Raw genomic sequence first — 25998 nt, 5'->3', positions numbered from 1 at the left:
GTAGAGAGCACCTGGACCCGCCGTTGGGTTCGCGACGTCGAGCCTCGTTTGCCGCAGGATTCTCACTAGCCTCTCAGGCTAACCATGTTTGTCGTTATCGCCGACCCCCGCAGGTAGTCCGTCGGTTACGCCCCGATATTCGCCACCTCGGGGGACCCGGCCCGGCGTACCCCTGCGGCCGGCGGGGCGGGCCGCCGACGCGGTACACTGCCGAACATGGCCGGAGTCTTCCTGCTTCTTACCGGGCCGTGCTGATGCGCTGAAGGCGCGACAGCACGGCGGCCCCTCCTGTGCGAGGGGCATTTTTGTGCCCGCCGCCGGCCCGGCCCGGCGCCGCCGAGACGAAGCGAAGCGAAGCGAGGAGAGACGATGAGTGAGGCAGCCGCACCGGCGGGCGACATTCCCCCGTTCCGGTACACCGCGGCCCTGGCCGACGAGATCGAGATCCGTTGGCAGGACACCTGGGCGCGCGAGGGCACCTTCCACGCACCGAACCCGACCGGCCCGCTGGCCGACCCGACCCACCCCCGGGCCGGCGCGGAGAAGCTGTACGTGCTGGACATGTTCCCGTACCCGTCCGGTGCCGGCCTGCACGTCGGCCACCCGCTGGGCTACATCGGCACCGACTGCTACGCCCGCTACCAGCGGATGGCCGGCCGCAACGTGCTGCACGCGATGGGCTTCGACGCGTTCGGCCTGCCCGCCGAGCAGTACGCGGTGCAGACCGGCACCCACCCCCGGACCACCACCGTGGCGAACATCGAGCGGTACAAGACGCAGCTGCGCCGGCTGGGGCTGGCACACGACGAGCGCCGCTCGGTGGCCACCATCGACACCGACTTCTACCGCTGGACCCAGTGGATCTTCCTGCAGATCTTCAACTCCTGGTACGACGGCGACGCCGGCCGGGCCCGCCCGATCGCCGAGCTGATCGCCGAGTTCGAGGGCGGTAACCGACCCACCCCGGACGGCCGCGCCTGGGCCGAGCTGAGCGTCGCCGAGCGCCGCCAGGTCGTCGACGACCACCGCCTGGCGTACGTCTCCGAGGCCCCGGTCAACTGGTGCCCCGGGCTGGGCACCGTGCTGGCCAACGAGGAGGTCACCGCCGACGGTCGCTCCGACCGGGGCAACTTCCCGGTCTTCAAGCGCAACCTGAAGCAGTGGAAGATGCGGATCACCGCGTACGGTGACCGGCTGCTGGACGACCTGGACACCCTGGACTGGCCCGAGCCGATCAAGCTGATGCAGCGCAACTGGATCGGCCGCTCCACCGGCGCCCACATCGACTTCCCGACCGAGCAGGCGCCGGTGCGGGTGTTCACGACCCGGCCGGACACCGTCTTCGGCGCCACCTACATGGTGCTGGCGCCCGAGCACGAGCTGGTCGACGCGCTGACTCCGCACGCGTGGCCGGACGACGCGAGGGACGCCTGGACCGGCGGGCACGCCAACCCCCGGGCCGCCGTCGAGGCGTACCGGAAGGCGGCGGCGGCCAAGACCGACGTCGAGCGGCAGTCCGACACCAAGGAGAAGACAGGCGTCTTCATCGGCGCGTACGCCACCAACCCGGTCACCGGCGCGCAGATCCCGATCTTCATCGCCGACTACGTGCTGGCCGGCTACGGCACCGGCGCGATCATGGCGGTGCCGGCCCAGGACGAACGGGACTGGGCGTTCGCGGAGGTCTTCGAGCTGCCCATCGTGCGTACCGTGCAGCCGGCGGAGGGCTTCGACGGCAAGGCGTACACCGGGGACGGCCCGGCGATCAACAGCGCCGCGCCCGAACGCGGCCTGGACCTGAACGGCCTGGGGGTCGCCGACGCCAAGGCGGCGATCATCGCCTGGCTGGAGGCGAACGGGCACGGCACCGGCGCGGTGACCTACCGGCTGCGCGACTGGCTGTTCTCCCGCCAGCGTTACTGGGGTGAGCCGTTCCCGATCGTCTACGACGAGACCGGCGCGGCCATCGCCCTGCCGGAGGAGATGCTGCCGGTCGAGCTGCCGGAGGTGGACGACTTCTCCCCGAAGACGTTCGCCGCCGACGACGCGAACAGCAACCCCGAGACCCCGCTGTCGCGCCGGCGCGACTGGGTCGAGGTCGAACTGGACCTGGGTGACGGGCCGAAGCGCTACACCCGGGAAACCAACGTGATGCCGCAGTGGGCCGGCTCCTGCTGGTACGAGCTGCGCTACCTGGACCCGACGAACAGCGGGCGGTTCGTCGACGCGGAGAACGAGCGCTACTGGATGGGCCCGCAGCGCGAGGGTGACTGCGGCGGCACCGACCTGTACGTCGGCGGCGCCGAGCACGCCGTGCTGCACCTGCTGTACGCGCGGTTCTGGCACAAGGTGCTGTTCGACCTGGGTCACGTGTCGTCGTTCGAGCCGTTCCGCAAGCTGTTCAACCAGGGCATGATCCAGGCGTACGCGTACACCGACTCGCGCGGCAGCTACGTGCAGGCCGAGGAGGTCATGGAGCGCGACGGCGCCTACTATCTGGGCGACCTGGCGGTCAACCGCGAGTACGGCAAGATGGGCAAGTCGCTGAAGAACGTGGTGACCCCCGACGACATGTGCGCCGCGTACGGCGCCGACACCTTCCGGGTGTACGAGATGTCGATGGGCCCGCTGGAGGTGTCCCGACCCTGGGAGACCCGGGCGGTGGTCGGCTCGTACCGGTTCCTGCAGCGGGTCTGGCGGGCCGTCGTCGACGAGCAGACCGGCGCCCTGCGGATCACCGAGGACCCGGCCGACGAGGCGACCCGCCGGCTGCTGCACAGGGTGATCGACGGGGTCCGTGGCGACATGGACGGCATCCGGTTCAACACGGCGATCGCCAAGCTGATCCAGCTGACCAACGGGCTGACCGGGCTGTCGGCGACGCCACGCGAGGTGGCCGAGCCGCTGGTGCTGATGGTGGCCCCGTTCGCCCCGCACCTGGCCGAGGAACTGTGGCGCAAGCTGGGCCACGACACCTCGCTGACGTATGCGGACTTCCCGACCGCCGACCCGGCGCTGCTGGTGGCCGACACGGTGACCTATCCGGTGCAGGTCAACGGCAAGGTCCGTGGCCGCGTCGAGGTGCCCGCCGACGCCGCCGAGGAGGTCGTCCGCGCGGCGGCCCTGGAGGCGGTGGCCGCGACCCTGGCCGGCAAGGAGCCCCGCAAGGTCATCGTCGTCAAGGGCCGAATGGTCTCGGTAGTGGCGTAACTCGCCTCCGCGCCTCCGCGCCTCCGCGATCTTGCACTTTCGGTCCCTGTTTTGCCCTTTCGTGGGCGGTATGTCGGGACAGAAACTGCAAGATCGCGGGGATCAGAGGGTCAGCGCCGCCTGGACCACGGCGCTGTGGGTTTGTAGCCACTCGTGCCAGCGGGCTATCAACGTGCTGACGCCTGCCTCGCGGAGGCGGTGCATTGCCGGGTCGGTGCTCGCGTCGATGGTGCGCCAGGTGCTCCCGATCTGGTCGAGCATCAGATCCACCAGCTCCGTCCGGGGCAGCACCCCCGGGCCGGCTGCGTCATAGGCGTCGCAGAGGACGCGACAACGCCGGCCCAGCTCGGCCGGGTCGGCGCCCTCGCCCAGCGGGGCCCAGTGCCAGCCAGCGAACGCCACATCCTCGATCCGTCGTCCCGGCCTGGCCAGATCCCAGTCGATGAAGGACACGGGCAACGGCCCGGCGGGGAAGTCCCGGTACACCGTGTTCTTCGGCGACAGATCGCGATGGCACACCGTCTCGGCGTTGCCCGCCAGCCCGGTGCCCGCACACGCGTCGTGCAGCCGCCGGATCAGCTCCGCCAGCCGCACCAGCGCCGCGTCGGCGAAGAACGCCGGATCCTCCCGGTCCCGCCAGGGCACCCGACCCGCGACGTAGCTGAGCATCTGCCGACCGTGGGCGTCCACGCCCAGGTGGCGGGGCGCGAGGTCGGCGCCCACCTCGGCCAGGTGGCGCAGCAGCGCACCGACGAAGTCCAGGTTGGCGGGCGGGGTACGTCGTACCGTGTCGCCGATCCGGACCACGTCGGCGACGAACCCGCCGGACAGGGGCTCCTCGGCCGGGCTGACGGTTGGCTCGGGCACGGTCAGACCGGCATGGAGCGGCGGGCTCGCTCGGCACGCCACCACCGGTAGATCAGCACCCCGCTGGCGATGAGGCCGAGGCTGGCCGGGGCGGCGGCGTACCAGTTGATGTGGCCCGGTGAGCTGACCGACGCGCCGATCGCCGCGTAGCCGAAGGCGGTCGGCGCGGAGGCGATCACGCTCCCGGCCAGGAACGGCAGCACCCGGGCGCCGGTCGTGCCGTAGCCGTAGCTGACCAGCCCGAAGCCGGCGATCGGCAGCAGCCGGACGGTGACCACACCGACCACGCTCTGCCGGGCGAACCAGCCGTCGAGGCGGGCCAGGCGGCCACGGACCCTTTCGGCCACGAACTCTCGCCCGAGCAGCCGGCCGACCGTGAACCCGATCGCCGCGGCCACCAGCGCGGCGCCGAGGGCGTACGCGGCGCCCTCCAACGGGCCGAAGATCGCGCCCGCGGCGAGCGTGACGAAGGTCCGGGGGACCAGGGCGACCAGCAGCAGCGCGCCGCCGAGGACGGCCGCCACCGGGGCGAGGTCGCCCAGCCGGTCGGCCAGCAGCGGCAGTTGCTCCGGATCGGGTCGGGGCGCCAGGAGCAGCAGCAGCCCGCAGCCGCCGATCAGCAGCACGAGCAGGGCGAACCGGGCGGCCGACGGCTGCCGGAGCAGCCGCCGGACGGCACGGATCATGCCCGGGCGACGGCCACCGCGGAGCGGCGCTCGTTGCGGAGCCGGTCCGACCAGGTGTCGTCCAACGGCGGGAGTTGGTGAGCTCCGGTGGCCCAGCGCAGCAGCAGGTCGGCCAGGGCGGGGTTGCGGGCCAGCGCCGGCCCGTGTGAGTAGGTGCCCAGCAGCTTGCCGCGCCACGCGCCCTCGGTGGCGCCGTTGTTGCCCACCCCGGCGGTGACCCGGGCCAGCGGCGAGACCTCCGGGCCGAGGTGGGTCCGGCCGCCGTGGTTCTCGAAACCGGTGAGCGGGGGTAGCCCCAGGCGGGGGTCGATCTCGCCGGCCAGCTCGCCCACGGCCCGGCTCTCGCCCCGGTCCGACTGCAGGTCGAGCAGCTCCAGGCCGCGGCACTGCACGCCCTTGGCGAAGAACGAGGCGCCGAGCAGTTGGTAGCCGGCGCAGACCCCGAACACCACCGAGCCCTGCGCGACGGCGCGGTGCAGGCCGCCGTCGGCGAGGAGCCGCTGGGCGCCGAGCGCCTGCGGGCCGTCCTCGCCGCCGCCGACCAGGTAGATGTCGGCGGTCGCGGGCAGCCGCTGGTCGGAGCGGACCTCCAGCACCTCGACAGGCATTCCGCGCTGACGGGCCCGGCGGGCGAGGATCAGGGCGTTGCCCCGGTCTCCGTAGGTGGAGAGCAGGTCGGGGTAGATCCAGACGATGCGCAGACTCTCAGATGACACGGTCCAACTCCGCTCGGATGTCCTGGAACGCGGTGTAGTTCGCGATGACCTCCAGCCGCCCGGGCGGGACCGACCGGAGCGCGTCGTCGAACGTGCGGACGTGCTGGAACGGCACGTCGTTGACGTCCAGTCGAACCGCCAGGTCGTATGCCCGGTCACCGGTGATCAACACCTGCCGGCCGCGGAGCGGGGCGAAGTCGACGTCGTAGAGCCAGGAGGTGTCGAGGCCGTCGGGGTCGCGCGCGTTTATGGAGAGCAGGGTCGGTGCGTCGTCGGCCATGTCGAACGCCTCCAGCCAGCTGGCCGGGTTCTTCGCCAGCAGCAGCCGGATGTTGCGCCCGTCCTTGTCGACCTGCGCGTAGCGGCCGGCCACCGAGGTGACGATGCCGAGGCGGGACACCGCGTCGACCGGGCGTACGCCGAACTCGGCGGCCACCGCCAGCGCGGTCGCCGCGTTGCCGAGGTTGACCTTGCCGGGCAGTTGGAGGGAGACCTTGTGCCAGGCGCCGGTGGGGTCGAGCACCCCCTCGTCCTCGACGACCCAGTGCGGCTCGGGTCGGCGCAGTGGGCAGCCGGTGCACCACCACTGCTCGCCGGAGCGCTGGATGGTGGAGCCGCACTCCGGGCAGACCCAGGAGTCGTCGTGCCAGCGCTGACCGGCACTGAACCAGGTCACGTGCGGCGGGTTGATGCCCTGGGCGGGGTCGCCGGGCGGGGTGGCCGCCCAGACCACGAGCGGGTCGTCGGCGTTCGCCACCACCCGGACGTTCGTGTGCCGGACCAGCGCCGCACGCCAGAGCTGCGCCATCATGGCGACCTCCTTGGCGCGGTCGAGCTGGTCGCGGGAGAGGTTGAGCAGCGCGACCACGTGCGGCTCGGTCGCCTCGAGGACCTGGGCGAGGTAGTGCTCGTCCACCTCCAGCACCGCGTACGGGGTGCTGCCGGCCTTGGCCAGTGCCGAGGTGTGCCCGCTGGGCATGTTGGCGCCGAACGAGTTGGTGGCGACCCGGCCGAGCACGCCGACCGCAGCGGAGGTCAACCGGGTGGTGGTGGTCTTGCCGTTGGTGCCGGAGACGAGCGCGATCGCACGCCCGGCCGACAGGTGGGCCAGCAGGTCCGGGTCGATCTTCAGGCCGATCCACCCGCCGATCACCGAACCGTCGCCACGGCCGGCCGCCCGGGAGAGCGCCGCGGCGGTCCGTGACACGGAGCTGGCCACCTTGGCCCGTAGGGGCATTTTCGCGTCCGTCACGCGAGCGAGGTTACCGGACCGCCAGCCCCGCCAGATCGCCGCCGACGGTGAACCGTTCGGCCGTGGTGGCGGCGCGGGCGGCCGGGAGGACCTCCACCGGACGGAGTCGATCTATGTCGGAAAGCGGACCACGCCGGCGGGCCGGCGCGGCCCTCCACTCCGCTCCACCCCTTGTGACGTGCTGTTTTGCCGCCGGATCGGACACGCCACGCGGGCGAATCTGGTTGCAGGTGGAGGGAAGTGGAGTAGAGTGGGGACCAATGGTGAGGCCGGGAGGGCTCACCGGCCCGGGGGGTCAGCGGCGCCGCGAACGCCGCTCAGGGGCGAGGGGGTTGGGCCGGTGTTTCTCGGCACCCACACTCCACGCCTGGACGAAAAGGGCCGGTTGATCCTTCCGGCCAAGTTTCGGGATGAGCTGGCGGGGGGTGTCGTGGTCACCAAAGGGCAGGAGCGCTGCCTCTACGTCTTCCCGACCCCTGAGTTCCAGCGGATCGCGGACCAGTTGCGCGCGCAGCCGATGACGCACAAGGCGGCCCGGGCCTACAGCCGGGTCTTCTTCGCCAGCGCGCACGACGAGGTTCCGGACAAGCAGGGTCGGGTAACCATCCCGGCCCACCTGCGGACGTACGCCGCGCTGGACCGCGACCTGGTGGTGATCGGCGCGAGCACGCGGGTGGAGATCTGGGACAAGACAGCCTGGGAGACCTACCTCGCCGACAGCGAGGACGACTTCGCCGACATCTCGGAGGGGGTGCTGCCCGGCGGTCTGTAGGGCGGAACGGCGCCCGACGTACTGCGAGATCTCCAGCCGCTTTCGAGTTCCTGGCACCCCTTCCCCGGTGCCAGGCGCACGATCCAGTCATCGGGCGACGGTCCGGTGTCCGGCGGGAGCGGATGGGGATCTGGCGGTACGACGGCAGCGCCGTCCGACGACAGGCGCACGAGGAGAACGGACGTTTCAACCAGTGGGGGTCAACATGGGGGAGTTGCGCGGCACGCACGTGCCGGTGCTGCTCGAGCGGTGTCTTGAGCTGCTGGCCCCCGCGCTGGGTCGAGGCGGCCGGACGGTCCACGTCGACGCGACGCTCGGCCTGGCCGGGCACGCCGAGGCGGTGCTCGAGGCGCACCCGGAGACGGTCCTGATCGGGCTCGACCGGGACACCGAGGCGCTCGCTCACGCGCGGGTCCGGCTGGCCCGGTTCGCCGATCGGGTGCATCTGGAGCACGCCGTCTACGACGAGTTGCCCGAGGTGCTGGACCGGCTGGGCTATCCGGGCATCGACGGCATCCTGTTCGACCTGGGTGTGTCGTCGTTGCAGTTGGACGCGCCCGACCGCGGGTTCGCGTACGCCCAGGACGCGCCACTGGACATGCGGATGGACCAGACCCGGGGAGTGACCGCCGAAGAGGTGGTCAACACCTACGCGCATCCGGACCTGGCCCGGGTGCTGCGGGTCTACGGCGAGGAGAAGTTCGCCGGCCGGATCGCCTCGGCGATCCTGCGGGAGCGGGAACGCGGCCGGATCACCTCGTCCGCGCGGTTGGCGGAACTGGTCCGGGAGTCCATTCCGGCACCAGCCCGACGAACGGGTGGGCACCCGGCAAAGAGAACGTTTCAGGCTTTACGGATCGAGGTAAACAGAGAGCTGGCAGCGCTGGAGTCAGCGCTGCCATCCGCGCTCGACGCACTGACCGTGGGCGGTCGCATGGTGGTCCTGTCCTACCACTCCCTGGAGGACAGGCTCACCAAGGTGGCGCTCGCGGACCGGGTCCGCAGTAAGGGCCCGGTCGACCTCCCGGTCGAGCTTCCCGGGTCGGGTCCGACGTTCCGGCTGCTCAGCCGGGGCGCCGAACTGCCCGGGGAGGCGGAGGTCGCCGCGAACCCGCGCGCCGCCTCGGTGCGGCTACGGGCCGCGGAGCGACTCGACCCGAACGCGACAGAGCAGGGGCGGACCGACCGCGAACGGTCTCGCCGACGGGTGAAGGGAATGCACCAACCGGGCACGGGGTCCGCCTGATCCGTGGGGGGTCAGGGGCACCGGGACGGCAGAGGGACGGACGTTGAGGGGGAGGGACATGAACATTGACAAGCGCGGCCGCCGGGACGTCACCGGCGGCGGGCAGCGCGCACCGCGGTCGGGGGGCCGGACCGCGGCGGAGCGGGCTCCGCGCCTCGGAAACGGTACGCCACGCATCGATCGAGTGAACCAGCAGGGGGAGACTCGCGCCCGGGGGGCGCGCGAGTTCCCGACCGAGGGCGCCGCCGCGCTGCGGCCGGTCGAGAAGGCCGCCGGCGCCACCGGCGCCCGGTCGCCGCGGCTGCGGGTGGCGCCGCCGCCGCCGATCTCGGTGCCGCGTGCGCCGTTCGCGGCGCTGATCGTGGTGCTTGTGGTCGGTGGGGTGCTGGGCATCCTGGCGGTCAACACCAAGATCAATGAGAACGCGTTCCGGTTGGAGCGGCTGCAGCAGCAGCAGGCTCGACTGGACCTGGAGAAGCAGCAGTTGGACAAGCAGATCGCCGAGTACGAGGCGCCGGGCAACCTGACCGCCGAGGCGCGGCGGCTGGGCCTGGTGGACGCCGGCGAGCCGGGCTACATCCGGCTGCCGGACGGCAAGACCATCGGCGTGCCGCAGCCGGCCACCGGTAAGCCGTCGGTGACCAGCCAGGGTGCGGGAGGCTGACCGGTGCCACGAAGGTCGGACGAGCCGCGCCGGGACCCCACGGGGTCCCGGCGCGGTTCTTCGCGTGACGGCAGCCCCACCGACCCCGAGCCGCGCACCGGCGAGCCGGGCATCGGGGGCATCTCCGGCGCCCGCGCGTACACGCCACGGGGTCGGACCGTCCGCGACGAGCGCGGCACGCCGCCGCGTGGTGTGGGCGCCGAGCAACGGCGTACCCCGCGTAGCACCCGCTCCGGCGATCCGTTCCGGCCGGCGTTGCAGGTGCTCGACGGCGGTCGGGCCGCCGCCCGGGCCGGTCGCCGCGACGCCCCGGCCGCGGGACGGGGCGGCGTGGTGCGCACCGTCGCGCCGCGTACCCCCCGTGGGCCGGGCCTCGACGAGCCGCCGCCGCGCCGACGGACCACGCCGCGCGCGCCACGCCGCGCCGAGCGCCCGGCGGCCCGGCGGCCGTCCCGTAAGCCACCGCGCCCGCCGAAGCTTGCCGACTCGCGGCTGCGGCTGCGGCTGGGCACCGCCCTCGCCCTGACGTTGTTCGTGACCATCGGGATCCGGCTGATCTTCCTGCAGACCGTCGACGCGCCGGCGTACGCCGGTGGTGGCGTCGTCGACCGCACCCGCACCGTCGAACTGCCGGCGCCGCGGGGCGCCATCTACGACTACCGGGGCGAGCCGCTGGCGCGCAGCGTCGAGGCGCGGTACGTGTTCGCCGACCCCACGAAGGTCGAGGACCAGGCGGCCACCGCCAAGGCGCTCTCCCCGCTGCTCGCCATCCCGGCGTCGAAGCTCGTCGCGCTGATGAAGCCGCGCAAGCTGGACAACGGCAAGGAGTCCACGTTCGCCTACCTGGCCCGGGGGGTGGAGATCGCGACCGCCAAGCGGGTGCAGGCTCTGGAACTGCCCGGCATCGGGGTGCACCGCGACGAGCGTCGCGAGGTGCCTGGGGGTGACCTGGCGGCCAACCTGATCGGCTTCACCAGCCAGGACATGGTCGGGCTGGAGGGGCTGGAGGCTCGCTACGACGGCGTGCTCGCCGGGCAGGACGGTCAGCGGCGGTACGAGGCCGGCCTCGGTGACCTCGCCGCGGCGATCCCGGGCGGCTACAGCCAGACCACGCCCGCCAAGCCGGGCAGCTCGCTGGGCCTCACCATCGATCGCGATCTGCAGTACCGGACGCAGCAGATCCTCAGCGCGGGCATGGCCCAGCTGCGGGGCGGCACCGGCGCGGCCGTGATCATGGAGATTCCCTCCGGCGCGGTGCTGGCCCAGGCCAGCAATCCCACCTACAGCGCGGCGAAGCCGACGGACAGCGACCCGGTCGAGCGGGAGGACGCGGCCACCAGCTTCATCGTCGATCCCGGTTCGGTGCACAAGGCGATCACCTACGGCGCGGCGCTGCAGGAGGGGGTGATCACTCCGGACACCACCCTGCCCATCGCCAACCGCATCAAGATGGGCGACACCTGGTTCTCCGACACGCACCCGGCCGGTGGCAAGCGGATGAGCATCCCCGGGATGCTCGCCTACTCGTCGAACGTCGGGGCCATCACCGTCGCCGACAAGCTCGGCCGGGACCGGTTGATCGACTACCAGAAGCGGTTCGGGCTGGGCAAGCCGACCGGTGAGGGAATGCCGGGGGAGGCCGGCGGGCGACTGCTGCCGGCCGAGGAGTGGAGCGGATCGTCGGCCGGGTCGGTGCCGATCGGGCACAGCGTCGACGCCACCCCGTTGCAGATGGCCGCCGCGTACGCCGCGATCGCCAACAACGGCACCTACGTGCAGCCGCACCTGGTCAAGGAGGTGATCGGCCCGGACGGCAAGCGCACCCCGGCGCCCGCTCCGGTGACCCGGTCGGTGCTCAGCCCGCAGAACGCGGCGGCCCTGCGCACCATGCTGGAGGCGGTCACCACAGTCGACCACGCCACCGGGCTCACCGCCGCGGTCCCCAGTTACCGGGTCGCCGGCAAGACCGGCACCGGCCTGCGGTTCGTCGACGGCAAGCAGCAGTCCGGCGAGGTGTCCTCCTTCATCGGCATGGCCCCCGCCGAGAACCCCCGGTACGTGATCGCCGTCTTCGTGTACGCGCCCAACTACGGGGGCGCGGCGGTCGCCAATCCGGCGTTTCGCGACATGATGCAGTTCACCCTGCGTCACTATCGCGTGCCGCCGTCCACAGGTTCGGCACCCAAGTTCGTGGTCTATCCGCGCTGAGCAGCGGTGGCGGGACATCATCGGTGGGTGCCGACGAACCACCGGGGCGGCTGTACGGCCGGAACCGGACGACCGGGTAGGGTCTGACGCCGTGCCTGGCAATCCACGTCCACGTACCGTGACCGGAGTCCGGCTCGGTGACCTCGCCGTCCGGCTCGCCGTCGACCTCCCGGCGGACGCCGCCACGGTGACCGTCACCGGGGCGACCCACGCCAGCCAGGAGGTCCGCCCCGGCGACCTGTACGCGGCGCTGCCCGGCGCCCGTCGACACGGCGCGGAGTTCGCCGCCGGCGCGGCCGAGGCCGGCGCGGTGGCCCTGTTGACCGACCCGGCCGGCGCCGAGCTGGCGGCGGCGAGCGGTCTGCCCGCCCTGGTGGTGCCCGACCCACGCGCGGTCCTCGGCGAGCTGGCCTCGGCGGTCTACGGCGACCCGACCGCCGCGCTCACCGTGATCGGCGTGACCGGCACCGCCGGCAAGACCTCCACCGCGTACCTGGTCGAGTCGGGGCTGCGGGCCGCCGGGCACACCACCGGGCTGATCGGCACCGTGGAGACCCGCCTCGGTGACCTGGTGATCGACAGCGTGCGCACCACCCCCGAGGCGACCGACCTGCACGCGATGCTGGCCACCGCCCGCGAGCGTGGGGTCACCGCCGTGGTCATGGAGGTCTCCAGCCACGCGCTGGCCATGGGCCGGGTGGGCGGTGTCCGGTTCGCCGTGGGGGGCTACACCAACTTCGGCTCCGACCATCTGGACTTCCACGCCGACAGCGACGACTACTTCGCCGCGAAGGCCCAGCTCTTCGACGGGCGCTGCGCGGTCGAGGTGCTCAACCAGGACGACCCGGCGTTGCAGCCGCTGCACAAGCCGGCCACCGTCACCTACTCGGCGGCCGGTGACCGGGGCGCGACCTGGTGGGCCGACGGCGTGGGCGGCGAGGGGTACGCCCAGCGGTTCACCGCGCACGGCCCGGACGGTGTGGTCCTCTCCACCGGGGTGGCGCTGCCCGGCCGGCACAACGTGGCAAACGCGCTGTTGGCCATCGCCGCCCTGGTGGGCGCCGGGGTGGACCCGGTGACCGCGGCGGCCGGCGTGGCCGCCTGCGGTGGCGTACCCGGCCGGTTGGAGCTGGTCGACAGCGTCGGGCCGGTGCGTGGGGTGGTCGACTACGCGCACAAGTCGGACGCGATCGTGGCCGTGCTGGCCGCGCTGCGGGAGCTGAGCGTCGGCCGGTTGATCTGTGTGCTCGGCGCCGGCGGGGACCGGGACCGGGGCAAGCGGCCGGTGATGGGCGCGGCCGCCGCCGAGGGCGCCGACGTGGTGCTGGTGACCGACGACAACCCGCGTACCGAGGATCCGGCGGAGATCCGCGCCGAGGTGCTCGCCGGGGCGTACCGGGCCGGCACGGCCGCCCGGATCATCGAGGTGTCCGGTCGGCGGGCCGCGATCGACGAGGCGGTTCGGTTGGCCGAGCCGGGCGACGTGATCGCGCTGCTCGGCAAGGGGCACGAGCGCGGCCAGGAGGTGGCGGGCGAGGTGTTTCCGTTCGACGACAGCGTCGAGCTGGCCGACGCGCTGCGGGCCCGCTTCGGAGACCTGGCGGGTCGGCGATGATCGCGCTGAGCCTGGCCGAGGTGGCCGCGGCGGTCGACGGGCGGCTGGTGGGCGCCGATCCGGCCGCCACCGTGACCGGTTCGGTGGAGTTCGACTCGCGCAAGGTGGGGCCCGGTTCGCTCTTCGTGGCCTTTCCGGGCGAGAAGGTCGACGGGCACGACTACGCGGTGACGGCGGTCCGGGCCGGGGCGGTGGCGGTGCTCGGCAGCCGCGAGGTGCCCGGGGTGCCGATGGTGCTCGTCGACGATGCCCTGACCGCGATGGGCCGGCTGGCCCGCGCCGCGGTGGACCGGCTGCCCGGGTTGACCGTGATCGGCGTGACCGGCTCGTCGGGCAAGACCACCACCAAGGATCTGATCGGTCAGCTCACCACCCGGCTCGGGGCCACGGTGGCGCCGCCCGGGTCGTTCAACAACGAGCTGGGGCACCCGTACACCGCGTTGCAGGCCGGGCCGGACACCCGCTACCTGGTGATGGAGAAGGGCGCGCGCGGGATCGGGCACGTCCGTTACCTGTGTGAGCTGGTGCCGCCCCGGATCTCCGTGGTGCTCAACGTCGGCACGTCGCACATCGGCGAGTTCGGCTCGCAGGAGGCCATCGCGCAGGCGAAGGGCGAGCTGGTCGAGGCCCTGCCGCCGGACGGGCTGGCCGTGCTGAACGCCGACGACCCGCGGGTGGACGCGATGGCGAGCCGGACGCGGGCCCGGGTGGTCCGCTACGGCGAGGCGTCGGACGCCGACGTGCGCGCCGAGGACGTCACGCTCGACGAGCGGGGACACCCGTCGTACACACTCGTCACCCCGGAGGGGAGCGCGCCGGTGCGGCTCGGGCTGGCCGGCCGGCACCAGGTCGGCAACACCCTCGCCGCGGCGGCGGTGGCCCGGGAGCTGGGCATGCCGCTGACGGAGCTGGCGACGGCCCTCGGCGAGTTGGGGCTGGTGTCGACCCGCCGGATGGACGTCTTCGACCGCCCCGACGGGGTGACGGTCATCGACGACTCGTACAACGCCAACCCGGCCTCGATGGCGGTGGCGGTGCGGGCGCTGGCCAGCATGGGTCACGGACGGCGTACCGTCGCGGTGCTTGGTTACATGGCCGAGCTGGGTCCGTTCGAGTACGACGGCCACGCCGAGGTCGGCCGACTCGCGGCCGAGCTGGGCGTCGACCGGCTGCTCGTGGTGGGCGAGCCGGCCGCGCCGATCCACGAAGGCGCGACAGCGGTAGCGAACTGGGGAGGAGAGTCGGTGCTGCTCACCGATCAGGCGGCGGCCGTCGAGGTGCTGCGAGGCGAGCTACGACCGGGCGATGTCGTCCTGGTCAAGGGCTCCCGGTACCGGACCTGGGAGGTGGCCGACGCCCTGCGCGCCGACACCGGTGGGGAGTCGACCCGATGAGGGCGGTCATCGTCGCCATCGGGGTGGCCTTCATCGTCTCGCTCTTCTGCACCCCCATCGCGATCAAGGTGTTCACCCGGCTCAAGGCCGGTCAGCCGATCCGGTCCGACGGCCCCGCCATGCACCAGGGCAAGAAGGGCACGCCCACGATGGGTGGCGTGGTCTTCATCCTGGCCACGGTGATCGCGTACGTGGCCGGGCACCTGGCCCTGACCACCCTGCCGGACAAGCAGATCGCCCAGGTGGAGCCGACCATCACCGCGCTGGTGCTGCTGGGGCTGATGGTCTTCTCCGGCGCGGTCGGTTTCCTCGACGACTTCCTCAAGGTGCGCAAGCGCAACAGCGCCGGTCTGAACAAGCGCGGCAAGTTGCTCGGGCAGATCCTGGTCGGTGCGGTCTTCGGGGTGATCGCGCTGTGGTTCCCGAGCACGATGACCGACGGTTCGGGCGTGGCGACGAACACCGAGACGGTGGGCAGCACGACGCTGAGCTTCATCCGGGACATCGACTTCCTGGAGGTCAGCAAGGTCGGCGCGGTGATCATCTTCATCTTCGTGGTGATGGCCGCGACGAACGGCGTGAACCTCACCGACGGTCTGGACGGTCTGGCCACCGGCGCGTCGGTGATGGTGCTGGCCTCGTACGCGCTCATCGCGTTCTGGCAGTACCGGCACTGGTGCGCCGACCCGAACTACACGCAGCCGTACTGCTACGAGGTCCGCGACCCGTTGGAGATCGCGCTCATCGCCGGGGCGGCGGCCGGGGCCTGTGTGGGCTTCCTCTGGTGGAACACGTCCCCGGCGCGGATCTTCATGGGCGACACCGGGGCGCTGGGGTTGGGCGGTCTGATCGCCGGCATGGCGATGTCGACCCGCACCATCCTGCTGCTGCCGATCATCGGCGGGCTCTTCGTGATCATCACGATGTCCGTGGTGATCCAGATCATCTCCTTCAAGACCACCGGCAAACGGGTGTTCCGGATGTCGCCACTACAGCACCACTTCGAGCTGGCCGGCTGGAGTGAGGTCAACATCGTGGTGCGCTTCTGGATCATCGCCGGCATCGGGGTGGCCATCGCCCTGGGCCTGTTCTACAGCGAGTTCCTCGCCAACATGACCTGATCCGCGGGACGACACGCCCGGTGTGTCGTTGTGGGCCGCTCGGGCGCGTTCAGCGGTGATGATGTCGGGGTGGGGGAGGATCCAGGCACCGACGACAGGACAGCCGGCCGGCCGCGACGGTCACCGGGCGCGACGCGTACCGCGGAGGCCGGCGCGCCGCCGGACGACGCGCGCGGCCCGGAACCGAATGCGACACCGCGCGCGACCGAACCGGCGACGCCCGTGCCGCTGCGCGGGTGGGACGCGGCCGGCGGGCTCGCCGCGCTGCGCGGCCTGCTGGACCGGCCGCTGGCGTCCTACTACCTGCTGTTGTCCAGCGCCGGCCTGCTGCTGCTGATCGGGCTGACCATGGTCTTCTCGGCGACAAGCGTGAAGGACTACGCCCAGGACGGCAACGCCTCGGCCTCGGTGACCAAGCAGGCCATCTTCGCGGTGATCGGCATCGGGGCGTTCTGGGCCTGTCAGCGCCTGCCCGCCAGCACCTACCGCTCGCTGGGCCGGCCCCTGCTGTTCACCTCGATCGCGTTGCTGCTGGTGCTCAACCTGCTGCTGGCCTACGCGCGCCTCACGAGCCAGAAGTCGGGGCAGATCGGCCCGATCGAGGCGCGGCTGAACTGGCTGTTCATCGGCGGAATCCAGGTGCAGCCCTCCGAACTGGCCAAGTTCGCGCTCGTGCTCTGGGGCGCGCACGTGATCGCCCGCAAGGGGGCGGCGCTGGGCTGGTGGCGGGAGCTGGCCACCCCGCTCTTCCCGGTGATGGGCCTGCTCTTCGTCCTGGTCGGCTACAACGACACCGGCACCATGCTCTGCCTGCTGGCCCTGGTGGTCGGTCTGCTCTGGGCCGCCGGCGTACGGATGCGGGTCTTCGGCACCCTGACCGTGGTCGGTCTGCTCGGCGTCGGGCTGCTCATCGCGGTGGCCTCGCTGGGCGCCGGCTCCGGCGAGAAGGGCGCGGACAACTACCGCCTGGCGCGACTGACGCTCTTTCTCAACCCACCGCCGCCGGACAAGTGCGGAGACCCGTGTTACCAGGTCTACCAGGGTCGACTGGCCATCGAGCACGGCGGCTGGTTCGGCGTCGGGCTGGGCAAGGGCAGCGCGAAGTGGGACTGGCTGCCCGAGGCGCACAACGACTTCATCTTCGCGATCATCGCCGAGGAGCTGGGCGTGATCGGGTGCGTCGTCATCCTCAGCCTGTTCGCGGTCCTCACGTACACCGGGTTGCGGATCGCCAGGCGGGTCGACGATCCGTTCCGCCGGCTCGCCGCCGCCGCCGTGACCACCTGGCTGGTCAGCCAGGCGGTGATCAACATCGGTGGGGTGGTGGAGCTGCTGCCGATCACCGGCCTGCCGCTGCCGTTCATCTCCGACGGCGGAAGTGCCCTGGTCGTGACGTTGGCCGCGATCGGCATGCTGGCATCCTTCGCCCGTGCCGAACCCGATGCGGCCAGAGCACTGCATGCCCGTCCGCCGGCCCGGTGGGTCCGACTACTCTGGGCCCCGTTGCCGCCGCTTCCCGGCCGGCGCCGCCGACCGGCGACGCCGCCGCCGGCTGGCCGAGGGTCCGTGCCCCGGTCCCGCGAGCGGCGCCACGACGACCAGGCCGCGCCGCGCGGGGTCCGCCAGGACCGCAGCCGCGGGGGTACGGCGAGCGAGAGGAGACGCTGATGGGTCCGCTGCGTTCGGTGGTGCTCGCGGGAGGTGGCACCGGGGGGCACATCTACCCGTTGCTCGCCTTCGCCGACTGCCTGCGCCGACACGACCCGGGCGTCCGGATCACCTGCCTCGGCACACCCAAGGGCATGGAGAACGACCTGATCCCGCCGCAGGGCTACGACCTGCGGCAGATCCCCGCGTACCAGCTGCCCCGATCGGTCAACATGAACCTGGTCCGTACCCCGGGGCGGATGTGGACCGCGGCGCGCGCCGCGGGCAAGGTGATCGACGAGGTGAAGGCCGACGTGGTCGTCGGCTTCGGTGGGTACGTCTCGGTGCCGGCCTACCTCGCCGCCTGGCGCCGGGAGCTGCCCATGGTGATCCACGAGGTGAACGTGCCGCCGGGTGTGGCCAACCGGCTGGGCATGAAGTTCACCAAGAACATCGCCGTCGGCTTCCCACACCAGCCGAGCCAGGCCGAGTCGCTGCGCGACGCCACGATCGTCGGGGTGCCGCTGCGCCGCAGCATCGCGGGGCTGGACCGGTACGCGCTGCGTAACGCCGCCCGCGCCCACTTCGGGCTCCGCCCGGACCTGCCGGTGCTCTTCGTCTCCGGCGGCTCGTCGGGTGCCCGTTCGATCAACCTGGCGGTCTCCGGGGCGGCCAAGGAGCTGGCCCGCAACGGCGTGCAGGTGCTGCACGTGATGGGCGCCCGCAACGAGCCGGTGCCGATCCCCACCGACCTGCCGGTGCCGTACGTGACGTTGCCCTACCTGTCCGAGATGGAGCTGGGCTACGCCGCCGCCGACCTGATGCTGGCCCGGGGCGGGGCGATGACAGTCGCCGAGGTGGCCGCGATCGGGCAGCCCACGATCTACGTGCCGTACCCGCACAGCAACCAGGAGCAGCGGCGCAACGCGCTGCCCGTGGTGGAGGCCGGCGGCGGGCTGCTCGTCGACGACGCGGAGCTCACACCGGACTGGTTGGAGCGCACCGTCATCCCCCTCATCCGCGACCCCCAGCGGTTGTACGCGATGGGCGCCGCCGCGGCGGCGTACGGGCGGCGCGACGGTGACGAGGCGTTGCGCTCCTTCGTCATCGCGGCGGTGGCCCGATGACGGCGCAGTTCACCCCGGCCGGCACGCTCACCGCTGAGGACCTGGGGGCCGTCCACCTGATCGGGGTGGGTGGGGTGGGCATGCTCGGCGTGGCCCGGCTGCTGCTCACCCGGGGCATCCGGGTGTCCGGCAGCGACCTGCGGGAGTGGCCCTCGCTGGAGGGGCTGCGGGCGCTCGGCGGCACCATCCACCTCAGCCACGAGGCGAGCAACCTCGACGGCGTGGACACCGTCGTCTACTCGTCGGCCATTCCGCAGGACCACCTGGAGCTGGTCGAGGCGCGTCGGCGCGGCCTGCGGGTGCTGCACCGCTCGGAGGCCCTGGCCGCGGCGATGACCGGCCGTCGGGCGGTGGCGGTCGCCGGCACCCACGGCAAGACCACCACCACCTCGATGGTGACGATGGTGCTCCAGCAGGCCGGTGTGGACCCGTCCTTCGTGATCGGCGGGGAGATCTCCGAGGTCGGCTCGGGCGCCCACCACGGCACCGGCGAGCACTTCGTGGTCGAGGCGGACGAGAGCGACCGCTCGTTCCTCATCTACCGCCCGTACGTCTCGATCATCACGAACGTCGAGGCCGACCACCTGAACACCTACGGCGACTACGCGACGCTGGAGGCGGCGTTCGTGGAGTTCGCCCGCCTCACCGACCCGGACGGGTTCATCATCACCTGCGCCGACGACCCGGGCGGTCGGCGGCTGGCCGAGAGCCTGCGCGCCGAGGGGCGGCGGGTGTTCACCTACGGCGAGGCCGCCGACGCCGACCTGCGGTTGACCGAGATCGTCTCCTCCGCGCGCGGTGTTCGCTACCTGGCCGCGATCGACGGCCGGTCGCTCGGCGAGTTCCGCCTGCCGGTGCCGGGGCGGCACATGGGGCTGAACAGCGCCGCCGCCGTGCTGGCCGCGTACCTGCTGGATCTGCCGCTGGAGGCGGCCGAGACCGCGCTCGCGGTCTTTCCCGGCGTGCGACGGCGCTTCGAGCGCAAGGGTCTCGCGGACGGCGTGCTGGTCTACGACGAGTACGCCTACCACCCGACCTCGATGACCCTCGCGATGCAGACGCTGCGTGAGGTGGCCGGGGACGGACGGTTGATCGTCGTCTTCCAGCCCTACCGGCTGTACCGCACCCGCGACAACCAGGCGGAGATCGCCGAGGCGCTGGCCATCGCCGACGAGGTGGTGCTGCTGGAGGTCTTCGGGCCGGGCGAGCTGCGGCAGCCCGGCGAGGGTTCGGCGGCGCTGATCGCGGCGGTGGACCTGCCCGCCGACCGCAAGATCTTCGTGGAGTCGTGGGAGCAGGCGCCGGTCGAGGTGGCCCGCCGGGCCCGTTCCGGGGACGTGGTGGTCACCATGGGCGCCCCGCCGATCTCGCTGATGGGCGACGAGTTGCTGGCGGCCCTGGGTGAGCGCACGGACGGCCCGGTGCCGACCGCGACCGTCGACCCGGCGGCCACGTCCCCGGCGATCACCGACTCGGTGCGGGGTGGGACCACGGCCGGCGGCGACGGAGCGGCTCTCGGTGGCACCGCCGCGCCCGGCGGCGCGGCGCCCCTGGCCGGATGAGTCCCGGCCCGGCCCGGGGGCGGACCAGCGCCGCCGACGGTGGCGCCCCGCGCCGTGGCCCGGCGCGGCGGTGGCAGCTCGTCCGGGCGGGTCGCGACGCGGTACCGCCCTCGACCCGCCGGTTCATGGCTCGTGCCCGGCAGCGTCGCATGCGTGCGGCGCTGCCGTGGGCGGTGGCGGCCGGGGTGCTGGCGTTGGCCGGGCTGGTCGCCTGGACGGTGCTCGGCACCGGGTTGTTCGGGGTCCGGGAGGTGCGGGTGGAGGGTGCCGGGCTGGTCACCCCGGTCCAGGTGCACGACGCGGTCCGCGTGCCGGACGGGGTGCCGCTGGCCCGGGTGGACCTGGCCGCCGCCGCCCGCCGGGTCGGTGCGCTGCCGGCGGTGGAGCGGGCCACTGTCTCCCGGGACTGGCCCGACGTGCTCGTGGTCCGGGTGACCGAGCGGACTCCGGTGGCGGTGGTGCCGCAGGGGGCGGCGTTCGCCCTGATCGACCGGAGCGGTGTCGCGTTCCGGACGGTGGACCGGCGTCCCGCCGATCTGCCGCAGGTGTCGGTGGGCCAGCCGGCCGCCGACGACCCGGGCACCCGGGCCGCGCTGGAGGTCCTGGCCGCGCTGACCCCGCAGCTCCGCGCGCAGTTGGTGGACCTGAAGGTGGAGGGGTTGGCCCGGATCAGCCTGCGGTTGCGGGGGGATCGGACGGTGGTCTGGGGCGACGCGACCCGGGGGACGGACAAGGCCCGGGTGGCCACCGCCCTGCTGGGTGAGGACGCCAACCGGATCGACGTGAGCGCGCCCGATGTGGTGACCTTTCGCTGACCGGGGAGCGCCAACGGAGGTGACCCGTCGCGCTCGGCTCGGCGACACGCCGGTCGGGTCCTTGGCTCATCGCGCGGTGGCGCTTACGTTGCCCCGAAGAGGAACAGTGGTTGACATAACTGTAAGCCTCTAGTAGAGGGTGAGGGTTCACCTCTGAGCCTCGCTGGTGACAGCTGTCGTCGGCCGCTGGTCTGGCCACGCCGTAACCGGTCGGCCGAAGCCAATCTCGAAGGAAAGGACCGGAGATGACACCTCCGCACAACTACCTGGCGGTCATCAAGGTCGTCGGCATCGGGGGCGGCGGGGTCAACGCCGTCAACCGGATGATCGAGGTTGGGCTCAAGGGCGTCGAGTTCATCGCGATCAACACGGATGCCCAGGCGCTGCTGATGAGCGACGCCGACGTCAAGCTCGACGTGGGCCGGGAGCTGACCCGCGGCCTGGGCGCCGGCGCCAACCCCGACGTCGGCAAGAACGCCGCCGAGGACCACCGCGACGAGATCGAGGAGGTGCTCAAGGGCGCCGACATGGTCTTCGTGACCTGCGGCGAGGGCGGCGGCACCGGCACCGGTGGCGCGCCCGTGGTGGCCAACATCGCCCGCAAGCTCGGCGCGCTGACCATCGGCGTGGTGACCCGGCCGTTCTCCTTCGAGGGCAAGCGCCGCCAGGTGCAGGCCGAGACGGGGATAGACGAGCTGCGCAACCAGTGCGACACGCTCATCGTGATCCCGAACGACCGGCTGCTGGCCCTGGGCGACCGCAACATCAGCATGATGGACGCGTTCCGCACGGCGGACCAGGTGCTGCTCTCCGGTGTGCAGGGCATCACCGACCTGATCACCACCCCCGGTCTGATCAACCTGGACTTCGCCGACGTCAAGAGCGTGATGAGCGGCGCCGGCAGCGCGTTGATGGGCATCGGCAGCGCCCGCGGGGAGAACCGCGCGGTCGAGGCGGCCGAGGCGGCCATCTCCAGCCCGCTGCTGGAGCAGAGCATGGACGGCGCGCGAGGCGTGCTGCTCTCCATCGCCGGAGGTTCCGACCTGGGCCTGTTCGAGATCAACGACGCGGCCCAGCTGGTCACCGACGCGGCCCACCCGGACGCCAACATCATCTTCGGCGCGGTCATCGACGACGCGCTCGGCGACGAGGTGCGGGTGACGGTCATCGCGGCGGGCTTCGACGGCGGCACTCCGGCGTACAAGGCGGCCGAGCCGACCCGCAAGACCAACACCAACCAGCCGGCGCCGCAGAGCACCCCGGTGCCGGCGCCGGTCAGCAACCCGACACCGGCCCAGTCGCCGCGTCGCGTGCTCTTCGACGACGTGGACGTCCCCGACTTCCTCAAGAACGGGTCCTGAGCACCGCCGATGACCGACAGCTCAGCCACGGTACGACCGGACCGGCACGCCGAACTGGCGGCCGGCCTGGCCCAGATCCGGTCCCGCATCGCCGACGCCTGCGCGTCTGTCGGTCGGGACCGCGCCGAGGTCACGATGATCGCCGTGACGAAGACCTACCCGGCCAGCGACGTGGTGGCGTTGGCCGGGCTCGGGGTGACCGACATGGGGGAGAACCGCGACCAGGAGGCGGCCGGTAAGGCCGCCGAGGTGGCCGCCGCCGGAGTCCGTCCACGGTGGCACTTCATCGGCCAACTGCAGCGCAACAAGGCCCGCTCGGTGGTCCGCTACGCCGACGCGGTGCACTCCGTGGACAGCGTCCGGTTGGCCCGGGCGTTGGCGGCCGCGACGGCCGACCGGGAGGTGCCGCTGGACGCCATGGTCCAGGTGAGCATCGACGGCGACGCGGCCCGGGGCGGAGCGCTGCCCGGTTCGGCCGATCCGGGCGCCGGGTTGGAACCGGTGGCCGAGGCGATCGCCGACGCGCCGGGGATGCGTCTGGTCGGTCTGATGGCGGTGGCTCCGCTGGGTTGGGAGCCGGACCGGGCCTTCGCCCGCCTCGCGGAGGTCGCCAGTGCGTTTCGGACGGTCCATCCGGGAGCCACCGGATTGTCCGCGGGTATGAGTGGAGATTTCGACATCGCGATCCGATACGGCGCGACACATGTCCGCGTCGGTAGCGCGTTGCTCGGAATGCGTCCCACGCTGCGGTAGCCTGACCGCGAGACAAGCAAATTACATCAGTGTTGTTTCAGGGGCGGCGTCTCCTGGTCGGGGTCGTGCGCGCGACGCGAATCGCGTGCTTGGGGGATTGCGGTTCCGGTCCGATGGGCATGGTTGTCCACTCGCGACGGGCGACATGGCACGGGGGCGCGTGCCGCACGGCGGACGGAAGGGCGCGGGATGGGTGCACTGCGCAAGGCGGGGGTCTGGCTCGGTCTGGTCGAAGAAGACGACGAGCGGGCCTACGACGACGGTGGCTACGACAAGGGTGGCTACCGCGACTCGCGGTACCGGCAGAGCCGGTACGCCGAGGAGTTCGCCGACGAGGACGAGGACGACGCCGAGGAGCCGCCGGCTCCCCGGTCGCGCGCCAGTGAGCGGGGTCGACTCTCCGAGCGGACGAGCGGGCGGTTGAGCGAGTCCGAGCGTGGTGACAGCGAGCGCCCGGAGCGGGTCGAGCGGTCCAGCGTACGGTCGATCACCAGGTCGTCGGCGGGCGAGACGTCCGGCGCGCTGACGTACCACACCCGGGACAATCTGGCCCTGGCGCCGCAGGTCACGTCGCGGGAGCGGGCGCTGCCCGAGGAGGAGCAGCGATACCAGATCACCACGCTGCACCCGACCACGTACCGGGAGGCGCGCACCATCGGTGAGCACTTCCGTGACGGCGTCCCGGTGATCATCAATCTCACCGAGATGGATGAGGCGGATGCCCGCCGTCTGGTTGACTTCGCGGCCGGACTGGCGTTCGGCCTGCGCGGTACGATCGAGCGCGTGACCAATCGGGTGTTCCTGCTCTCACCGGCTAACGTCCAGGTCACCGCTGAGGACAAGGCCAAGATCGCTGAGGGCGGCTTTTTCAGTTTGAGTTGACCCCCGCCCGACCCGAGGGACGTCGCTGACCGTGTTGTCGATCTTACTGCAAGTGCTGTACCTGATCCTTTATGTCTTCCTGCTTTTGCTTCTGTCCCGGTTCGTGTTGAGCGCCGTCCTGCAGTACGGCCGACGCTGGCAACCGGGCCGTGGCGCATCGGCAGGATTGGAATCCGTGTGGAGCGTCACTGATCCCCCTCTCAACGCGTTGAGGCGTGTGATCCCTCCGCTGCGAATTGGTACCGTGAGCATCGACCTGGCCTCCCTTGTGCTCCTGGTTATCCTGTTCGTGCTGATGGAGTTCGTGTTAGGGCCGTCGATCAGGGCATCTGCCTGATGACCGACGCGCTTTCGCGGCCGCAACTGACCCGAGGAGTTTCGATGCCGCTGACCCCGGCCGACGTCCACAACGTCGCCTTCAAAAAGCCGCCGATCGGCAAGCGGGGGTATGACGAGGAGGAGGTCGACGCCTTCCTGGACGAGGTCGAGCGCGAGCTCGCCCGTCTCATCGAGGAAAACAACGAGCTGCGCGCCCAGGTAGAGCGCGGCGGCCGTGGTGGTGCCCCCGCGGGCCCCGGCGGCGACGCCCGACTGGCGGCGGAGCTCAACGACGTCAAGGCCCAACTGGACCGGGTGCAGCGCGACAAGTCGGCGGCCGAGCAGGCTGCCCGCGCGATGCAGGCCGAGCTGGAGCAGGTCCGCGCGACCGGCGGCCCGGCCGGCGGCGTCACCGGTGACGGTGAGCAGCAGGCCCTGCGCGTGCTGATGATGGCCCAGCGCACCGCCGACGACCACGTGTCCGACGCGCGCCGCGAGGCCGACCAGCTGCTGTCCGAGGCTCGTGGCAAGGCCGAGGAGGTGACCCGCGAGGCTCGCGCGAAGGCCGACGCCCTGGAGCGGGACGCCCGCCAGCGGCACCAGGAGGCCATGGGCGGCCTGGACGCCAAGCGCACGGCCCTGCAGAAGCACATCGAGGAGCTCAAGCAGTTCGAGCGCGAGTACCGCACCCGGCTCAAGGCGTACCTGGAGAGCCAGCTGCGTGACCTCGACGGTCGTGGCCAGGGCCTGGAAGCCGAGATGACCCGCTCCGAGGCAGGCCGGGTCGCCGGCGGCAACGGGCTGGCCGCTGCGGGCCTCGCCGGTTCGTACGGCAGTGGGCGTTCCGGCGCCCTCGAAGCCGGACGCTGAGCGCCGGCCGGCGATCGTTCTCCGCACATGGTGACGGTCGCCGGCCCTGTCTGGACGGTACGACGCGGCGGGGGTGAGCCGTGATAGTCGCAAGTCTTCTGCTCATCCTCGTCGCAGTGGTGCTCCTGGTGCTCGGCCTGGCCGGTGGCTCCAGCTTCATGTTGATCATCTCTATCGCGGCCAGTCTGCTGGCCGCCGTGGCGTTGGTGGTGGGTGCCCGTCAGGCAGCCGCCAACCGTGCGACGGCGGATCCCGGCCGGACCGGCCGGTGGCAACCCGACCCGCTCCGCACGGCCAGCCAGGCCACGCAGGGTGTCGCGTACGGGCCGCCGCTGGTCGAGCCGGAGGTGCCGGTCCAGCATGTGCCCACGACGGTCGGTACCGGCGGCACCGGGTGGCGGCAACCACCCGCGCCGCCGGTCGACCACGACGCACCCGCTGACGCGCCGCTCGACGACGCGCCCCCGTTCGACGGGCGGGCCGACGACGCGCTTCCGTTCGACGGGCGGGCCGACGACGTGCCGGGCTTCGACCCGCGGCTCGACGACGCGCCCCCGTTCGGAGAGTGGCCGCCGTTGGGGACGCCGGCTGACGACACGTCCCCGCCGGTCCGCCCGGTCAGCCCCGCGCCGTCGACCGACGACGATCCGAGCCACGGCGCCCCGGCCGCCGACGAGCCCGCCGAGCAGCGGGTCACTCCCGCCGAGGCCGCCCGGGTGGCGCGACTGACCGACGCCGTCGAGGTGGTGGACGGCCACCCCCGCTACCACCTCGCCAGTTGCCCGCATCTCGCCGGCCGGGTGCCCGAGACGCTGCCGGTCGCCGAGGCCGCCGAACTCGGTTTCACCCCGTGCGCGACCTGTGCGCCGGCCACCGCCCTGCTCGCCGACGCCCGGCCGATCTGAAGCGGCC

At 72.2% G+C, this 25998-nt stretch carries 21 protein-coding genes and 1 pseudogene; 18 read left to right on the top strand and 4 right to left on the bottom strand.

Going from position 1 to position 25998, the window contains the following annotated elements; translation table 11 throughout:
- Window positions 1-369 precede the first annotated feature (369 nt).
- On the top strand, window positions 370-3210 hold the full coding sequence (gene leuS / locus ACGFH8_RS04820) for a leucine--tRNA ligase (RefSeq protein WP_393363407.1): 2841 nt from the start codon (window positions 370-372) through the stop codon (window positions 3208-3210).
- Window positions 3211-3312: 102 nt separating this feature from the next.
- On the opposite strand, the gene ACGFH8_RS04815 is transcribed toward leuS, so the two are convergent.
- The 4 genes from ACGFH8_RS04815 to ACGFH8_RS04800 are packed head-to-tail and all read right to left on the bottom strand — an operon-like array spanning window position 3313 to window position 6716.
- Window positions 3313-4077, bottom strand: coding sequence for an aminoglycoside phosphotransferase family protein (locus tag ACGFH8_RS04815; protein ID WP_393363404.1), 765 nt, complete (start codon window positions 4075-4077; stop codon window positions 3313-3315).
- A 2-nt stretch (window positions 4078-4079) separates the two neighbouring features.
- Entirely contained in the window at window positions 4080-4763 is a 684-nt protein-coding gene (locus tag ACGFH8_RS04810) for a TVP38/TMEM64 family protein (protein WP_393363401.1), read from the bottom strand.
- Entirely contained in the window at window positions 4760-5479 is a 720-nt protein-coding gene (locus ACGFH8_RS04805; protein WP_393363398.1) for a type 1 glutamine amidotransferase, read from the bottom strand. Before ACGFH8_RS04805 ends, ACGFH8_RS04810 begins: the two co-directional genes overlap by 4 nt.
- Window positions 5469-6716 (bottom strand): MurT ligase domain-containing protein, encoded by a 1248-nt coding sequence (locus tag ACGFH8_RS04800; protein WP_393364511.1) that lies wholly within the window; start codon window positions 6714-6716, stop codon window positions 5469-5471. Before ACGFH8_RS04800 ends, ACGFH8_RS04805 begins: the two co-directional genes overlap by 11 nt.
- 355 nt (window positions 6717-7071) lie before the next feature.
- Between ACGFH8_RS04800 and mraZ the strand changes: the two genes are divergently transcribed.
- From mraZ to ACGFH8_RS04715, 17 genes and pseudogenes are all read left to right on the top strand, one after another.
- On the top strand, window positions 7072-7503 hold the full coding sequence (gene mraZ, locus ACGFH8_RS04795; protein WP_393363395.1) for a division/cell wall cluster transcriptional repressor MraZ: 432 nt from the start codon (window positions 7072-7074) through the stop codon (window positions 7501-7503).
- A gap of 205 nt (window positions 7504-7708) precedes the next feature.
- Window positions 7709-8818 (top strand): annotated as a pseudogene (rsmH, locus tag ACGFH8_RS04790) (16S rRNA (cytosine(1402)-N(4))-methyltransferase RsmH).
- Window positions 8808-9413 carry a hypothetical protein gene (locus ACGFH8_RS04785; protein WP_393363393.1) on the top strand — a complete coding sequence of 202 codons (606 nt, stop codon included), beginning with the start codon at window positions 8808-8810 and terminating at the stop codon, window positions 9411-9413. Before rsmH ends, ACGFH8_RS04785 begins: the two are co-directional and overlap by 11 nt.
- A 3-nt stretch (window positions 9414-9416) precedes the next feature.
- Window positions 9417-11621: a peptidoglycan D,D-transpeptidase FtsI family protein gene (locus tag ACGFH8_RS04780; RefSeq protein WP_393363390.1), complete on the top strand. Its 2205-nt coding sequence runs from the start codon at window positions 9417-9419 to the stop codon at window positions 11619-11621.
- Between the two features lie 91 nt (window positions 11622-11712).
- The gene (locus ACGFH8_RS04775) at window positions 11713-13236 is read left to right on the top strand and encodes a UDP-N-acetylmuramoyl-L-alanyl-D-glutamate--2,6-diaminopimelate ligase (RefSeq protein WP_393363387.1); all 1524 of its coding nucleotides are present in this window, start codon (window positions 11713-11715) and stop codon (window positions 13234-13236) included.
- Window positions 13233-14630, top strand: coding sequence for a UDP-N-acetylmuramoyl-tripeptide--D-alanyl-D-alanine ligase (gene murF, locus ACGFH8_RS04770; RefSeq protein WP_393363384.1), 1398 nt, complete (start codon window positions 13233-13235; stop codon window positions 14628-14630). Before ACGFH8_RS04775 ends, murF begins: the two co-directional genes overlap by 4 nt.
- Window positions 14627-15751, top strand: a complete 1125-nt coding sequence (mraY, locus tag ACGFH8_RS04765) for a phospho-N-acetylmuramoyl-pentapeptide-transferase (protein ID WP_393363381.1) — start codon at window positions 14627-14629, stop codon at window positions 15749-15751. Before murF ends, mraY begins: the two co-directional genes overlap by 4 nt.
- 222 nt (window positions 15752-15973) lie before the next feature.
- Window positions 15974-17419, top strand: coding sequence for an FtsW/RodA/SpoVE family cell cycle protein (locus ACGFH8_RS04760; protein ID WP_393364508.1), 1446 nt, complete (start codon window positions 15974-15976; stop codon window positions 17417-17419).
- On the top strand, window positions 17419-18525 hold the full coding sequence (murG, locus tag ACGFH8_RS04755) for an undecaprenyldiphospho-muramoylpentapeptide beta-N-acetylglucosaminyltransferase (RefSeq protein ID WP_357556319.1): 1107 nt from the start codon (window positions 17419-17421) through the stop codon (window positions 18523-18525). The genes ACGFH8_RS04760 and murG overlap by 1 nt, the downstream gene beginning before the upstream one ends.
- On the top strand, window positions 18522-20087 hold the full coding sequence (murC, locus tag ACGFH8_RS04750) for a UDP-N-acetylmuramate--L-alanine ligase (protein ID WP_393363378.1): 1566 nt from the start codon (window positions 18522-18524) through the stop codon (window positions 20085-20087). The genes murG and murC overlap by 4 nt, the downstream gene beginning before the upstream one ends.
- On the top strand, window positions 20084-20902 hold the full coding sequence (locus tag ACGFH8_RS04745; protein ID WP_393363375.1) for a cell division protein FtsQ/DivIB: 819 nt from the start codon (window positions 20084-20086) through the stop codon (window positions 20900-20902). The genes murC and ACGFH8_RS04745 overlap by 4 nt, the downstream gene beginning before the upstream one ends.
- A 245-nt stretch (window positions 20903-21147) precedes the next feature.
- Entirely contained in the window at window positions 21148-22263 is a 1116-nt protein-coding gene (gene ftsZ, locus ACGFH8_RS04740) for a cell division protein FtsZ (protein WP_357251061.1), read from the top strand.
- 9 nt (window positions 22264-22272) lie between these two features.
- Window positions 22273-23016, top strand: coding sequence for a YggS family pyridoxal phosphate-dependent enzyme (locus ACGFH8_RS04735; RefSeq protein WP_393363372.1), 744 nt, complete (start codon window positions 22273-22275; stop codon window positions 23014-23016).
- Between the two features lie 189 nt (window positions 23017-23205).
- A complete protein-coding gene (locus ACGFH8_RS04730) occupies window positions 23206-23898 on the top strand; it encodes a cell division protein SepF (protein WP_393363369.1) in 693 nt (230 codons plus the stop codon).
- A 31-nt stretch (window positions 23899-23929) separates the two neighbouring features.
- Window positions 23930-24235, top strand: coding sequence for a YggT family protein (locus ACGFH8_RS04725; RefSeq protein WP_030334503.1), 306 nt, complete (start codon window positions 23930-23932; stop codon window positions 24233-24235).
- A 44-nt stretch (window positions 24236-24279) separates the two neighbouring features.
- Complete coding sequence (locus ACGFH8_RS04720; protein WP_357251070.1) at window positions 24280-25086, top strand: DivIVA domain-containing protein; 807 nt, start codon at window positions 24280-24282, stop codon at window positions 25084-25086.
- 80 nt (window positions 25087-25166) lie between these two features.
- The gene (locus ACGFH8_RS04715) at window positions 25167-25991 is read left to right on the top strand and encodes a hypothetical protein (RefSeq protein ID WP_393363365.1); all 825 of its coding nucleotides are present in this window, start codon (window positions 25167-25169) and stop codon (window positions 25989-25991) included.
- Window positions 25992-25998 lie beyond the last annotated feature (7 nt).

It is taken from the genome of Micromonospora sp. NPDC049175 (assembly GCF_043197345.1).
GTDB lineage: Bacteria > Actinomycetota > Actinomycetes > Mycobacteriales > Micromonosporaceae > Micromonospora.
The sequence above is the reverse complement of the archived record's forward strand: the minus strand, read 5'-3'. Positions and strand labels throughout refer to the sequence as shown.

Excerpts from the sequence above, each read along its gene's own strand:
- murG (WP_357556319.1), top strand. The coding sequence starts at position 17,419 with ATGGGTCCGCTGCGTTCGGTGGTGCTCGCGGGAGGTGGCACCGGGGGG.
- ACGFH8_RS04800 (WP_393364511.1), bottom strand. The coding sequence starts at position 6,716 with ATGCCCCTACGGGCCAAGGTGGCCAGCTCCGTGTCACGGACCGCCGCG.
- ACGFH8_RS04720 (WP_357251070.1), top strand. The coding sequence starts at position 24,280 with ATGCCGCTGACCCCGGCCGACGTCCACAACGTCGCCTTCAAAAAGCCG.
- ACGFH8_RS04810 (WP_393363401.1), bottom strand. The coding sequence starts at position 4,763 with ATGATCCGTGCCGTCCGGCGGCTGCTCCGGCAGCCGTCGGCCGCCCGG.
- ACGFH8_RS04785 (WP_393363393.1), top strand. The coding sequence starts at position 8,808 with ATGAACATTGACAAGCGCGGCCGCCGGGACGTCACCGGCGGCGGGCAG.
- mraY (WP_393363381.1), top strand. The coding sequence starts at position 14,627 with ATGAGGGCGGTCATCGTCGCCATCGGGGTGGCCTTCATCGTCTCGCTC.
- ACGFH8_RS04735 (WP_393363372.1), top strand. The coding sequence starts at position 22,273 with ATGACCGACAGCTCAGCCACGGTACGACCGGACCGGCACGCCGAACTG.
- ftsZ (WP_357251061.1), top strand. The coding sequence starts at position 21,148 with ATGACACCTCCGCACAACTACCTGGCGGTCATCAAGGTCGTCGGCATC.
- ACGFH8_RS04730 (WP_393363369.1), top strand. The coding sequence starts at position 23,206 with ATGGGTGCACTGCGCAAGGCGGGGGTCTGGCTCGGTCTGGTCGAAGAA.
- murC (WP_393363378.1), top strand. The coding sequence starts at position 18,522 with ATGACGGCGCAGTTCACCCCGGCCGGCACGCTCACCGCTGAGGACCTG.
- ACGFH8_RS04745 (WP_393363375.1), top strand. The coding sequence starts at position 20,084 with ATGAGTCCCGGCCCGGCCCGGGGGCGGACCAGCGCCGCCGACGGTGGC.
- leuS (WP_393363407.1), top strand. The coding sequence starts at position 370 with ATGAGTGAGGCAGCCGCACCGGCGGGCGACATTCCCCCGTTCCGGTAC.
- murF (WP_393363384.1), top strand. The coding sequence starts at position 13,233 with ATGATCGCGCTGAGCCTGGCCGAGGTGGCCGCGGCGGTCGACGGGCGG.